The sequence below is a fragment of the Capnocytophaga sp. H2931 genome (assembly GCF_002302535.1).
Lineage (GTDB): Bacteria > Bacteroidota > Bacteroidia > Flavobacteriales > Flavobacteriaceae > Capnocytophaga > Capnocytophaga canis.
Map to the genome: position 1 here is coordinate 1,825,481 of NZ_CP022381.1, position 14,969 is coordinate 1,840,449.

Consider the following 14,969-nt stretch of genomic DNA (forward strand, 5'->3'; position numbering starts at 1 on the left):
AAAATTATTAATGCTTAAACTAAACAATGAACTATCTATACTTAATTACTAATTCCTGATTTTTTAAGACAGAACAAAGCTTTATCAAGGTCTTTCTCAGTTCCTAAACCTTCATTATAGCAAATCCCCAAATGCAGTTGCCCCAAATAATCTCCTTTTTCGATAGCAACTCTATACCAATGTAGTACAATTTGCCACGATTCTTGGGTTAAATTTTTAAAAGATTTAGGATTGACTTGAAGAAAAGATTCATCGTCGTCATAGTCTTTTTTTTGTAGTTCGGCTTGATTCAGCCAATAAATAGCTTTGTTATAGTCTTCTACTTGTTCGTATAATAATTCTCCAAGATAGCATTGAGCCCAATAATGCCCCTGTTTAGCAGATTTTTCATACCATTCAATAGCTTTCTCGTAATTTCCTTTATCAAAATAGTCATTTGCTATTTCGTATTGGGCTTCTGCATAGCCTCGTTCAGCTAATTTTTCCTCCCAATATGATATTGTGTCTGAAAACAAAGAGTTATATTTAAAAGGAGAATTATATATTTTCCATATTATCTTTATTTCCTGCTCATTACCCGTTTCAAATGATTTTCCATACCAATGTGAAGCAGGATCAAACAATCCTTGTTCGTAATATAGAAGCATCAAATATTCGTGAGCCGTAATACTTTCCTTTTTAGCTAACTTTTCCAACCAAAAAATGTGTTTTTCAGTGTATAGCAAAGAAATGAACTTTTCATCAAGTTTTATTAAATAGGATTTTATATTTTCATTTATTCTCGCTATCCTGCTCAACCAATAAATAGCTTCTTGAAGCGTCTCTCTATGGCAACCATAAAGCCACTCTTCAATATAATCATCATACGACTGGTAAGGATATTCTCCGTATTCACCTTCTCCTACGGCTATTTTTTTGAGATAATATATAGCCTCTTTATAATTCTCAAGTTGAAGGTGTAATGCTCCCAGTTCAATTTGTCTATCTTTTTCGTTCTGAGCTAGTTTTGCTTCCCAATATTCAGATTCTACGTAATTATGATTACTTTTGTGGAAATCATAAAGTTTGTTTTGTGCCAAAACACACCCTTGATGGGCAGCTTTTTCCCAACACTCGGCAGCATCGGCATAGAATCCTTGAAACTCGTAGTATTCCCCCAATTGGAATAGGGATTCTGGACAGCCATTTTCAGCTTTTTCTTTGATATAGTGAAATTGATTTAGCTCGTCAGTAGCATCCTTAACTCCGTTTTGTTCTGCTTGTAAAAACCAATGTATCGCCTCTTTGCTATGAGCACCCTCTTTTGTTTTGTAAAGCATTCCCAACAGAAATTGAGCATCATCATTGTTTTGCTCAGCTAAAATTTGCAAATACTTTTTTGCCGTATAGAAATCTTCTGCTCCATATGAAAGGACATACTTTTCATAATGGTATTTTCCCAATGAAAATAAAGCCTCTGAATTGCCTTCGTTGGGAGTTTGGGGTTGATTGCTTTGGGTGTACGGCATATTATATCACTTTATAGATTATAAAGGCACAGAGTAAGATAATAACTATAGAGAAAAACAATACGAAGTTTTTGTCTGTATTTTGTTTTTTACGAATACTTTGACTTTCGTTTTGTATGGTTTCTGAAAGTGTTTTAACAGCCTTTGAAAATTCGATTTCAAAAATTTGTTTTATTTGATTTCTCTCATTTTCAATAAGTTGTTTTATTTCAAACTTGTGATTTTCTAATTTTATTCGTACATCTTTTTCCCAATCTTGGTATAAGGTTTTATTGTTTTTAGAAAGAATATCAATATCGTTGTGAATACTTTCTGTAAGTTCTGCTTGGTACAGTTTTCGATTATCATCTATTTCTTTAAGTGAAGAAGTAATGATTTCAAAACTTCGTTGTATGGTTTGAGTAAATTCTTTTTGAAAAAAGATTCTTTCTTGCTCAATTTTTACCATTGATTCTGAAATCTTTTTTTGCCCCTGCTCTTGCAAGTGCAATATTTCAGACAAAGTATCGTTATTTTTCGTTGCTTTATCATTAATTTCCTTATATTCAGAACATAAAGATTCTATTTTCTTATAAGTTGCACCTATCTCTTTTAAATTTTGAGCTTCTGTATTCAAATTTTCAAGTGCTTGGCTAAATTTCTCTAAGTTGCTCATATAACTGATTATTTATTTGCTTTAATTTTTCAATTCTTTGTTGATACAAATCAACTAATAAATAGGGCAGATGAAATTCGTCTGCAAAGGAAACAAAAACTTGCTCTGAAAAATATTTTTTAATTGAGATACAAATTTGTTCTTTTTGGTGTGTTTCAAAATGTTTTCCTAAGGACATCAATTTGTCTAATATTTCTTGTTGATTTTCCTTGGAGAACTCTGTTGTAATCATTTTAAGGGCGTTTTCAAAACGTGGTTTTCCATCCAAATTTTTGAAATCATCTAAAGCTAAACGAACCAAACCACTCACAAAATCTAAACCAATATTATTTTTATAACTTTCCAAAAAACGGCTAATGACATCACGCAAATTTCTATACTTATCATTGCGTAACATCTTATCTTTTAGTGTAGGAATGAATATTTTATTCTTTTTTAATTGTCCGTTAATTGACTCATTTGTTTCCTCTTCAAAATAAAAAACATCAAACCAATTTTTATAATCAAGAGGTTTTTCGCCAAGAGCTTGAAGAATAAAAGTTAAATCACTAAAAACAAAATAACTATCCAATTGTTTTTTAAATGAAGCACTATCTTTAAATTCTAAACACCAGTCATACAATGTTTTAAGTGATTGTTTGCGATTATAAACAATATGGTCAAAAATCCATTGCAAAAGATACCTTGTGCTTTTTTCTAAAAAACTACTACCTTCTGTTTTCTCTATTTCATTGGCAATGTTTTTGGTTAATTCGTATTTTCCAACATAGTTTTCAATACTTTTTAAAATGTGACTATCCTCATCAGATGAAAATGTTACTTCAAACTGATTTACAAAATTATTTGTCCAATCTTTAACGATTCCTAAAAGAGACAAGCGGTAAATAATTTTTTCTTGGTTTTCTCGTCCCTTTGTACCAAAAAAAGTGATTGTTTTTGTTTTATGTTTTTCAAAATAACGATTTTTAAAATCTAAAACTGCTTTTAAATCTTCATCAACATCGTTTAACCCTTGTAAAAATAAATATAGTTGTGCCGAAACATCTTTTTGGTCATTCTTCTCTACAGCTTCTGTTATCTCTTTAATGCGTTTAATAGTTGTGTTTTGTGCAAAAACTTCTGAAATATAATCATTTGTGTCCGTTTGATGTAAATCATTTAAGTCTATATCTTGTTCATCTATAACCTTATTTGTTTGACTTGGACTCAAAGTTTCAGGAGAGAATAAAACAAAACACCTTCCTTTTTTATGTTCATTTTCAGGAATTTTTGCCCATCTTCCCGCACGCCCTGCTTCTTGATAAAGCGATTCTACAGAGGAGGGAATGCCATAATGAATGGTGTAAAAAGTGTTATCTTTATCAATTCCCATTCCGAACGATTTGGTAGCAACAAGTAATGAGTATTTATTTTGCTTGAATGCTTTTTGAACCTTGTCTTTGTGGTCTTTGAATTTTTTTTCACTGAATTTTGGAATCTGTTTAATTGACAGAAGATATACCCCATTGTTTTTACTTGCTCTGCTTTGTATTTGATTGATATCCCCGTTATTTCGTATAATTGTATCAATTTCTTCTTCTGATAAAGTATTATCAAAATCTTTCAACTGCCGTTTTATTTCGTTAATAAGTGCAAGATGATTATGAGCATATTGCTCAGGTATTTTTACCGTGTGATATGTTTTATCATTTGGAATACTTCCTGCATACCAACTCACTTTGTTAGGGTATATTGTTGATAAATGGTTAGAAACTGTATAACAGCCCTTGTAACCATTTACATTCGGTGTAAAAATAAGCCCTGCTCTTTCGTCATTTTCTAAGAAGCCATCTTCGTTTTTGAATTGTTCAAGCAGAGTTTTCAACTCCTCTGCTTTGTCCTTTTTATCTTTGATGACTTGAAATTCAAGTTCTTTTCGGCTGTAATCTGTTAATGATTTTATGTTTTCGTCTTCTAATCGTGTTTTTTGTCTTGAAAATTCTATTTTTATATCTTTCAATACATTAACTGATGCCGTGGCGGTAAGTCCTAAAAACTTGATTACTCCTTCTCCGTTTTCATCTTTTGGACTGAGTGCGTCAATGGTTTTTGCCAAATTCAGATACGAAAGTCTAAAACTATGTCCCCATTCCGAAAGGCAATGTACCTCGTCGATTACAGCATAGGCAATTGAAAATTTAGCGTTAATACTTAAAATCTTATCTCTAAAACTTTGTATTTGGAAACGCTCTGGGGAAATCCACGTGAGTAGATATTTTCCTTGTTCAAAGTTTTGTTCTATGTTGCTTTTTTTTTCTGGTTCTAAATCACTTGTAACCCAATTAGTATTAGTTATCAGTATGTTATCTAAATTTTCTTTCTGGTCATACATAAGCGATTTGATGGGACAAACTACAAAATTAATGCTGGGTTGCAATAAGCAAGGTAGTTGATAACACAACGATTTTCCACCCCCTGTTGGTAAAAGACCAATAGTGTCTTTTCGGTTTAGGGCGTTGGCAATAATTGGAAATTGTCCTTCGCGAAGATTCGGTTTATCAAAAATATTTTGCAGAAAAAACTCAATCGTCTTTTCATCATCTTTGGTAACCTCATAGTTGATAGGTTGAGAAGTACTTACTTGGAAATAATTTTTATCGCGTATCCTATCAAAATAATCCGTTCTTACAAAAATTGTTTCAGGATAGAGCAGATTTTCATCCGTATATCTTTTTGACAATGAAAAATTTATATTAATAAAATTGGTTTTAAATTCGTGTTTTTCTTCTGCAAAATGAATATTGACCTTAGGTTTGTTAATTGATTTTTTGTTTTTTAATAAATACAAATGCTCGAACCAAATAAAAATATCTTCAATGGCTAATTCTGCAAAATTATTTAGATTGACTTCTGTGAAAATATTAAAATTCCAATCAGTGTCAAGTTTCAATTGACCATTCATCAATAACTCCAATACCAATATTTGAAAACGAATAATGGCTGTTGGAAGATATTTTTCGTTGAGGATTTCTTTTGAAACATTCTCAATATCAATGGAATATGCTAACTTGTATATATTTAATAATTTTTCATATCTTCCTAAATGATTAAGTATCTCGTTTATTTTGTCTGTATATTTTCTGTTTTTAAGTTCAGCTGTTTTAATACGAATGGTTAAAATTCCTTTCCCTTTTAGGTAGTTGTCTCTTTCGGTGTCTAATTTTTTTTGGCTTTCTTCTTCATGATGTTTTCCGTCTATTTCGATAACTAATTTTGCCTGTGGAAGATAAAAATCAACTTGCTGATTTTTAAAGCTTTCGTTGTCTCCACAAATTTCATTGATTTCTATTTCGGGCACAATAAGTGATTGAATAAAGGCATATTCCCCAAATTCTTTGAGAATAATTTCTTCATAAAAACGACGAGCAGGAAAAATATTTTCTTGTTCGTCTCCCTTTATTGTACTATGCCAAACAACCTTTTCTGAGTTTGGATACAAAAAATAATTTGTAAAATTTTCCTTTTCGTGAATTTTACCCAATTTTTCTTGTAGAAATTTAGACATCCAAGTGGGGACACCTCTTTGTAAAATGTTTTTCAAAACACAACAAAAAGCATATAGTTCTGTGTCTTCCGTTTGTCTGTCTTTTAAATTTTGGATAACAAAATTAGAATTAGTATGTATGTAGTTAGCTGTGTATTTTTTCATTGTTTTTTAAAAATAGCCTAATTGTCTTAACATTCGTTGTGCATTTTGATTTCCTAAATCCGCTGATTTTTTCAAAAATATGAGTGCTTTATCCTCTTGATCAGCTTGGGAAAAAATTTGAGAAAGTAACAAATATGGGTTGGAATAATTGACATCGTACTCTAATGCCTTCTTGCAATCTTCAAAAGCATCTTGAAGCCTTCCTATGTTTTTTAGGGAATTTCCTCTGTTGTTATACATACGCTTAAATTCTACTCCCAACATCACTCCCATATACATTCCCTCCAAATCTTCATTGAGTGGGGAATTTGGATGTTTCTTTTTCAATTCAATTGCCTTCTTATGATTGTTTAAACTCATATAACAAAATCCTATTTGGTGGTATTGAGCGTATATGCGAATATCATCACTCGCATAATCAATAGCTTTAGTATAATTTTCGATGGCTTCATTGTATCGTCCTAAATCTTCCAATACATTAGCTTTAAAAGCAAAATGTCTCCAATCGTCAATGTCGGATATCGCAATTGTTTTGTTAATATTAACTAAAACCTCTTGATAGTTTTGATTGTAATAATCATCAATTGCTTTTTGATAATGAATGAGGTATTCTGGTAAATTGGTCGTGTTTTAAAAAGTATGATGGTATAAAAATTTGACAATCAGGGAGTAAAGTTGTATTTTTGTTGAATGCTAATAACAATTAAACTCCACTGCCCCAATTGTCAATGCACAAAGATAGTCAAAAATGGGAATAAAAAGAACAAAAAACAAAATTATCTTTGCAAAACCTGTAAACGCCAATTCATCGGCGACCATAATCTGACCTACAAAGGTTGGGCTTCGCATATCGCTGCGAAAATTCTCTTGCTTTTGGCAAGAAATGTAGGCATTCGTGATATTGCTGAAATTGAGAAAGTTAGCATCAAAAAAGTACTTTCGGTTTTGGTAAATTTCAATCGAGAAATCAAACCCAAACAAAACAAATACAAATCGTTACAAGTTGATGAACTTTGGACTTTTGTGAAAAAAAAGAAAAATAAAAAGCGGTTGATCTATGGAGGCTATACTTCAGCGAGGCGATGCAGAGAACAGAATTTAAGGAATTAAAACAAGATTTTGTAGCAGGGAATTTTAATTTGAAAGAGGTTTTTCCAATCGAAGCAGCTTTGATATTTTTGATGATTGCGTATAATCTGATGTCTATTTAGAATATTTGTTTTGCAGGAGAAAACGCAAAAATCATTATCAACATATTACGATGTAGGACATTTGCTATAGGAGCCTATTTTGAAAAAGTAGATAATGAAATTAAACTCCGAATAGCCCTGACAAAACAACGTCGAAATTGATTCATAGAATTATGGGATTATCCCATTGATTTCAAATAAAAAAATCCCATCGTATAATTTGGATTGAACACTATAATAATTAAAAAGTTGAATATGTTAAAGTTTAAGCAATGTCTTAAATTTCAACAAGTTTTGTTTTGAGAAATGATTTGTCTTTTGTAGCTTTGTCCATTGATTTGAGGTCTTCCTTTGTAGTCACGGAATTAAATGTAACAACAAAATGACGGTGAATTATGACCGAATTTGCTTATGAATTTTGATACAGTCTACAATAAAATTAAATGTATAAAAAATAGAAATTATGATAAGTGTAACATTAAATCACTAAAAACACAACTATGAAAAAAATAAATATTTTATGGGGCTTACTATTTTTTTTAGTTGCCCCTCTTTCCAAAATTTGGGGACAGTGTGATGCGAATGATTTGTTGTATTTTGAATCCATTTTTCTAAACACTTCCTCTGTCCATCGCGTTACGATAGGAGACAAGGGTATCATTTATTTAGAAAACACGTATGACACTACGGATTACGTATTTACTGCGACAGACAATGCGACAGGAGATGTTTATACAGCAACATACGACCCTATAGCTAAAGCAATGGCTATTGATGTAGGGATATTTAATGCATCCCCGAGTGAAAGAAGATTCACTGTCAAAGGATTAAAAGGAACTTGTGTGCATGTGTTTCCTGGTAGTGTCAAGTTAAGACCTGCTAATAATCGTTTTTTGAATGTACGTTATCGCCATGAAGATTGTACAGAAGGGGGAGCTATTTACCTTAATATGGTAGGTGCAGGTATTGATGCTACTAATTATAGATATTTTTATAAACGCGAAGCAGACACTCATTTTACTTTATTACCCTCCAATAGTATCGAGAATTTACCCGCTGGTAAATACGAACTTAAAGCAGAAAGAATTTCTCCTCCTGGTCAGGTAGTAAAAGCAAATCCAAAAGTCATTGTTATAAAAGACAAAAAGAAAGATATCAGATTTGTTGCACAAGGTCAGTATTGTGCAGCTCCTGCAGCTGGAACTATAACAGTAACCATGACTGAATCGCAATCTTTTCCCCATATTTACCGATTAAGAAATTGGTCAGATGGATCTCTTATTACAGAGCAATCTTCGCATGTATTTACAGGTCTTTCGGAAGGAGAATATAGAGTCGATGTTGAAAACGCCTGTGGAGATATCCGTGTGGGGAATAACCCCGTTTATATAAAAACATCTCCACCCTCATTTTCGAATGCAAACACTGATTACGTCGTTGGAGCTAGTACCTTTAAAGCTGGTTGTGATAGAGATATGTCATTCACATCTCAAGTGTCCACAGACTATGAAGTACTTCAAGGAGATAAACTACCTTACCCTCTTACAGTTACATTAGTTTATACCTCACCAACAAATCAAGTGTACACCAATACACATGTTTACAATAGCAAACAGGACATAATTGACAATGGAGGAGACTTTGATTTGTCATCCAATCAAGGAAAATTGTTTTTTAAAAAAGACCATGTTGAATTGGGCATCCTAAAAGAATCGGGAGTATGGAATATACGAACCATTATTCAAGAAGGTTGTGGGGGAACTATCGTTTTTGACAAGAATAAAAACACAAAAAAAGTTGAAACACGTGAACAAGTTTTGGATAAAGGATTATCGTTAGAACAACCAAAGATAACATGTCAGGATAAGGGTCTTGCTGTTAAAGTTACAGGAGTAAAGGAATCATTTGATGTTGTTTTGGAAGATTATCCCTCTGAATTTAATCCAATTCATGCTGGTTTCTATAAAACATCCACTTATGGAAATTCTTATGTAAAAGAAAAAGTTACTAACTCTTTAGTAATTGTTTCGCCTGAGTTTTTGAAATTAGGTGATTATCGGGTACGTGTGATTTTTAATGATAATCCGAGTTGTGTTTTTTCATTTACGAGAAGCATAACCGTAATCAGTACAACAACCTCTCCTGAAGCTTACTTCTCGTTTCATTCTTATCTCGCTGATTGTGAACAGCAACGTGGCACTATAGGTTTACGATTTGATAAAGAAAATCCTCCACAACAAATTCGTATTATGAGTTATTCAGGTAATCACAGTGATTTGCCAACAGGCATGGTACTCCCTTATGTGATAACGTATCCATATCCTCATACGAATCTTCCAACACACTCTATGACGTTCAGAAATATGCCTCCTGGAACTTACAAAATTCGTGGTGAAAACTTCTCATGTGGAGCAGATAAAGAGCTAACTATTACTACAGTGGAGAATCCTTACCCTACGGTTACTTGGGAGGTTGACGCTCATTGTAGACCTACTCTTAAAATAGATCGTCCTGCATCCAGTCCAGACTCATACGAAATACTGTACGAGTTGATGGCATATAACCCCATAACGAAGATATGGGAGAATCCAAATCCGGCCCCACCTCCAAGTCGAACACAAAGACATCTTTATGGGGAAATATTATTCAAAGGAAACGAAAGACCTTTGATTCAAAATCTTCCTCCAATTGATTTATCACAATATTCGAGTATTTATACGAAATTTAGAGTCTTTGCACGAAGAGGGTTGAACCAATTGGGATGTTCTGATAATATCATTAGTGAGTATGATTTTGCTTCACAAAGACCTACCATATCAGATGTACGAGTTGTACATTGTCAAGGCAATTCTTACGGAGTGCAAATTATAGGAGAAGGGGGAAGAGAGCCATACACCTATCAAATCCTAAGAAGAAATGGAATAGCATTAACTACCTACACACCAACTAATCACGGATTTTTCATGATTGACGAATCAAGCGCTACGGCTACCTACTCCTTTGCCATAAGTGATGCGTGTGGAAATAGGAAAATACTATCTCGTTCATTGGCAAACATCATTCCTGTTGAGATAACACCAAATAGGATAGGCCCATATTGTCAAGGTGTTCCTGCAGAGCTTTCTATTCCTGATATGACCAAATCATTTGATTATAGTTGGGTACGTTCCGATGGTTTAGGAGCTACTTCCACAGGGACGACCTTATCAATTCCTTCATTAGAGGTGGGAGACTTTACTCCAAATTATTATGTATTGACCCTTACGCCTAAGAGCTTTTCAACTTTTACATGTACATTGGTTTATACACATACTTTCACCATGGGAGTAGAAAATCCTCTTCCAGATTTTTCTACCGTGTCGCCAGTCGTTGTGGAATGTGCTCCCCCAGAAGGTAAAGTTCTACCTACTAATTACGACATTAAAGATAAATTATTCGGTTCATTACAGTCTTTCACGGGGGTAATTACTGAACAATCCGGAAACTACGTCGTTCCTGAAGAGTCTGAAGGGACAGTTAACATCAACTTGAGAGTATTACAAAGAACCGTAGGAAATCAAGCTACCTTTGTTTACACGTACACTTCTCCTTGTGGACAAGTAACTTCCACAACAGCTACATTAATCATCCAAAGGGCAGTTGGGGTAAAAACTCAAACATTAAGCTATTGTGTCAATTCTCCTCTAACGCTACAGCAGGTAGAGGAACATGTACGTACGGCAATTAAAAGAGAGTCCCCCGATAATGTATTTATATGGTATGACTCAAATACAGCCATAACTCCTACAACTACACTACCTAATGCTGTAGTTACCTCTACAATGTACTATTCGGTATATCTGAGTGGCACCGATCCCTCTTGTGAGTTAATTAGGGCTCCTGTTTTCTTTGTTATAAATGATCCACATGCAATAGACCCCGACTTTATTAATGTGGGTAGAACTGTTTGTAAAGGAGCAACAGTAGAAGATTTAATATCAAAACTACCAAACATATCAGTTGCGACAGCAAGTTGGACTATCTATCAGATTGTAGGCTCCTCAAAGATAAAATTACCAAAAAATTATGTTTTAAAGCCTACGGAGATATACCATTATGGTGTAGAAACTACAGTATGTGAACCCGAAACAAGAGCAGTAACCTTGTCTTTTTCAACACTCACAGTTACCACTCAACCGAATTCGGTTGTAGTATGCGAAAATGAGGCTGTCATTTTATCCGTTTTAGCATCTTCCTCTATAGGAACAGAGGTATATCAATGGTATGAAAATGGAGTAGCAACCACCACTGGAGCTTCTTTAATTACAGGAGCAACCTCTTCAACATATACGCCTTCGACAGGTACAGGAGGAAGTAAATACTACTATGTTAAAATATCAAATCCTTTTTGTGACGATATTTTTAGTGATATAGTAAGCGTAACTGTAAAAACATCTCCAATAATACCAGTGGTTAATACTTCTCATACAATTGTATGTGAAGGAACCCCCGCTTATTTTGAAATAATAGGCACTCCTAATACTGTTGTAAACTATAGACTAAACGACACTTCAGCGAGTGTAAACTTATTCGGAGGAAGTACCTCTGTAACGGTAAGTGCCACAGGTGTACATACATTGACTTTGACATCAGTAAGCAATGCTGAGGGGTGTGTTGTGACGCCAATAGCAAATGTAGCAACCATTACAGTAATTTCGAAACCAATAGCAAACATACAAGTTACAAATGCAACTTGCGTAACTTCTGGAATAGCGACGATTACGAATTATGACACAAGCTATACTTACACGTTTAACGATCCTTCTGTAACCCATGTAGGAGAGATTATTACAGGATTTACTATTGGAAATACATACACAATGACACTTTCTAACGGAGTGTGCAGTGCAACAACTACATTTGTTGTGCAGAAAATATGTGAAATCAATGCACAAAATGACACTATTACGATAGAAGTAGGTTCTACGAGTACAGAAACGGTTCATGCTAATGACAGTTTAGGGGGAGTTGGAGTGAACTCTTCCACAGTTTCTACATCAATTCTAAATGACGGAGGAAGTGGTGTTGCGATAACATCGGAAGGAACGCTAACAGTTGCATCAAGCACAAGCACAGGAACATATACCATTACTTATCAAATATGCGAGATAGGAGCAGTTCCTGAAAATTGTGCCACAGCAACGGTAACGTTGATCGTAACGAAAGTTCAAACACCAACAAATGTTATCAATGCAGAAAATGACACCATTACGATAGAAGTAGGTTCTACGAGTACAGAAACGGTTCATGCTAATGACAGTTTAGGGGGAGTTGGAGTGAACTCTTCCACAGTTTCTACATCAATTCTAAATGACGGAGGAAGTGGTGTTGCGATAACATCGGAAGGAACGCTAACAGTTGCATCAAGCACAAGCACAGGAACATATACCATTACGTATCAAATATGCGAGATAGGAGCAGTTCCTGAAAATTGTGCCACAGCAACGGTAACGTTGATCGTAACAAAAATTCAAACACCAACAAATGTTATCAATGCACAAAATGACACCATTACGACAGAAGTAGGTTCTACAAGCACAGAAACGGTTCACGCTAATGACAGTTTAGGGGGAATTGGAGTGAACTCTTCCACAGTTTCTACATCAATTCTAAATGACGGAGGAAGTGGTGTTGCGATAACATCGGAAGGAACGCTAACAGTTGCATCAAGCACAAGCACAGGAACATATACCATTACGTATCAAATATGCGAGATAGGAGCAGTTCCTGAAAATTGTGCTACAGCAACGGTAACGTTGATCGTAACGAAAGTTCAAACACCAACAAATGTTATCAATGCAGAAAATGACACCATTACGACAGAAGTAGGTTCTACAAGCACAGAAACGGTTCACGCTAATGACAGTTTAGGGGGAATTGGAGTGAACTCTTCCACAGTTTCTACATCAATTCTAAATGACGGAGGAAGTGGTGTTGCGATAACATCGGAAGGAACGCTAACAGTTGCATCAAGCACAAACACAGGAACATATACCATTACATATCAAATATGCGAGATAGGAGCAGTTCCTGAAAATTGTGCCACAGCAACGGTAGTGCTAATCGTTACGAAAGTTCAAACACCAACAAATGTTATCAATGCAGAAAATGACACTATTACGATAGAAGTAGGTTCTACGAGTACAGAAACGGTTCACGCTAATGACAGTTTAGGGGGAATTGGAGTGAACTCTTCTACAGTTTCTACATCAATTCTAAATGACGGAGGAAGTGGTGTTGCGATAACATCGGAAGGAACGCTAACAGTTGCATCAAGCACAAACACAGGAACATATACCATTACATATCAAATATGCGAGATAGGAGCAGTTCCTGAAAATTGTGCCACAGCAACGGTAGTGCTAATCGTTACGAAAGTTCAAACACCAACAAATGTTATCAATGCAGAAAATGACACTATTACGATAGAAGTAGGTTCTACGAGTACAGAAACGGTTCATGCTAATGACAGTTTAGGGGGAGTTGGAGTGAACTCTTCCACAGTTTCTACATCAATTCTAAATGACGGAGGAAGTGGTGTTGCGATAACATCGGAAGGAACGCTAACAGTTGCATCAAGCACAAACACAGGAACATATACCATTACATATCAAATATGCGAGATAGGAGCAGTTCCTGAAAATTGTGCTACAGCAACAGTAGTGCTAATCGTTACGAAAGTTCAAACACCAATTTCCTATATTATTGCAAATGATGATGAGGATGAAGTTCTGACAGGAATGACAGTGGGAGTACGTGTATTGAAAAACGATGAAAACGTACCAACAACAGGAACTCTGTCTGTGGTAGTTTCACCTACGAACGGAAAAGTCAGCTTGTTCAATAACGGAGCGTTTAACAATCCTTCCGATGATGTGATAATCTACGTACCAAACAAAGGATTTGTCGGTATAGATACTTTTGAGTATAAAATTTGTGATGGTTTAGGAAGTTGTGCAACTGCACTGGTAACAATTAGAGTCTTAAACGATGTTATTCCATACAATGGAATGTCAATGAATGCAGATGGTTTGAATGATTTCTTCTACATTAGAGGAATTGAGGACTTTCCAACTAATAAGGTCGCAATATATAATTACTCAGGTATAAAAGTCTTTGAAATAAAAGGATATAACAACAAAGAAAAGGTATTTAAAGGGCATTCAAATATAGGCTTAACTATCGCCCCTTCAAGTAAATTACCACAAGGAACGTATTATTATATCATTGAATATTCTGATAAAAATAATAGGAAATATACTAAAGCTAGTTGGATGTATATCAAATATTAATAAAGACTGCTGACCGACAAAAAATAAACGGAAGCTTTTGATGGTTTCCGTTTTTTTTATATTTTGGTTTTTTCCACAAACTAAAATTAGGTATAATGGACAAAAATTAGGCTGTTTTTTAGATGATTGTTTCTAATGGACATTTTTTAGGCTCTAATTTTTTACCAAATTTTGATTTGAATTTAAAAAGCATTTTCTTTGTCTGATCTTTATAAACAGAAACAGGCTCTGCTGGAGAGCAACCTGTCAGGGATAATAAAGAGGCTCGACGAAAATGTCCATAAACAATGGGTTACTATCATTAGTAGCCCTTTAATATTTTTAGAGAGTCTCTATGCCTTTAAAAACTCATCTATAAACCTCATTTTACGCTTTAAGGACAATCCATTATGACTGCGTAATTTATTCTTTAAATCAGCAAAATGACCGTCAATAGCATTAGTTGTATTGGGAATGCCTAATTCATAATTATCATACCAAGTAAACAACCAAGGCAGATTGTTTTTTAAACTTCTGTAAGCACTTTTAAGTTTTTTATGTGTATAAAAACACAACTATCCGAAATTTTTATTTGAAAAATTTCGGATAGTTGTGACC

7 protein-coding genes are annotated in these 14,969 nt (G+C 34.3%); 2 read left to right on the forward strand and 5 right to left on the reverse strand.

Annotated features, from left to right (window positions below; genetic code table 11):
• Window positions 1-41: 41 nt before the first annotated feature.
• From CGC52_RS07865 to CGC52_RS11370, 4 genes are read right to left on the reverse strand one after another with little or no spacing between them, the layout of a single operon-like run.
• Window positions 42-1,508, reverse strand: a complete 1,467-nt coding sequence (locus CGC52_RS07865) for a tetratricopeptide repeat protein (protein ID WP_095894025.1) — start codon at window positions 1,506-1,508, stop codon at window positions 42-44.
• Between the two features lies 1 nt (window position 1,509).
• Window positions 1,510-2,163, reverse strand: coding sequence for a hypothetical protein (locus CGC52_RS07870; RefSeq protein WP_095894026.1), 654 nt, complete (start codon window positions 2,161-2,163; stop codon window positions 1,510-1,512).
• A complete protein-coding gene (locus CGC52_RS07875) occupies window positions 2,141-5,851 on the reverse strand; it encodes a DEAD/DEAH box helicase (RefSeq protein ID WP_095894027.1) in 3,711 nt (1,236 codons plus the stop codon). The genes CGC52_RS07870 and CGC52_RS07875 overlap by 23 nt, the downstream gene beginning before the upstream one ends.
• Before the next feature lie 6 nt (window positions 5,852-5,857).
• Window positions 5,858-6,325 carry a tetratricopeptide repeat protein gene (locus CGC52_RS11370; protein ID WP_111966940.1) on the reverse strand — a complete coding sequence of 156 codons (468 nt, stop codon included), beginning with the start codon at window positions 6,323-6,325 and terminating at the stop codon, window positions 5,858-5,860.
• Window positions 6,326-6,541: 216 nt separating this feature from the next.
• Here CGC52_RS11370 and CGC52_RS07885 point away from each other — a divergent pair, with 216 nt between their 5' ends.
• Both CGC52_RS07885 and CGC52_RS07895 read left to right on the forward strand, forming a co-directional pair.
• The gene (locus CGC52_RS07885; RefSeq protein WP_232751805.1) at window positions 6,542-6,961 is read left to right on the forward strand and encodes an IS1 family transposase; all 420 of its coding nucleotides are present in this window, start codon (window positions 6,542-6,544) and stop codon (window positions 6,959-6,961) included.
• 580 nt (window positions 6,962-7,541) lie between these two features.
• Complete coding sequence (locus CGC52_RS07895; RefSeq protein ID WP_095894029.1) at window positions 7,542-14,372, forward strand: gliding motility-associated C-terminal domain-containing protein; 6,831 nt, start codon at window positions 7,542-7,544, stop codon at window positions 14,370-14,372.
• 332 nt (window positions 14,373-14,704) lie between these two features.
• On the opposite strand, the gene CGC52_RS07900 is transcribed toward CGC52_RS07895, so the two are convergent.
• Entirely contained in the window at window positions 14,705-14,926 is a 222-nt protein-coding gene (locus CGC52_RS07900) for a hypothetical protein (protein WP_232751806.1), read from the reverse strand.
• Window positions 14,927-14,969: the final 43 nt, after the last annotated feature.

Bases quoted from the DNA above. Each gene is read 5' to 3' on its own strand.
- CGC52_RS07875 (WP_095894027.1), bottom strand. From the start codon at position 5,851: ATGAAAAAATACACAGCTAACTACATACATACTAATTCTAATTTTGTT.
- CGC52_RS07870 (WP_095894026.1), bottom strand. From the start codon at position 2,163: ATGAGCAACTTAGAGAAATTTAGCCAAGCACTTGAAAATTTGAATACA.
- CGC52_RS07895 (WP_095894029.1), top strand. From the start codon at position 7,542: ATGAAAAAAATAAATATTTTATGGGGCTTACTATTTTTTTTAGTTGCC.
- CGC52_RS07885 (WP_232751805.1), top strand. From the start codon at position 6,542: ATGCTAATAACAATTAAACTCCACTGCCCCAATTGTCAATGCACAAAG.
- CGC52_RS07865 (WP_095894025.1), bottom strand. From the start codon at position 1,508: ATGCCGTACACCCAAAGCAATCAACCCCAAACTCCCAACGAAGGCAAT.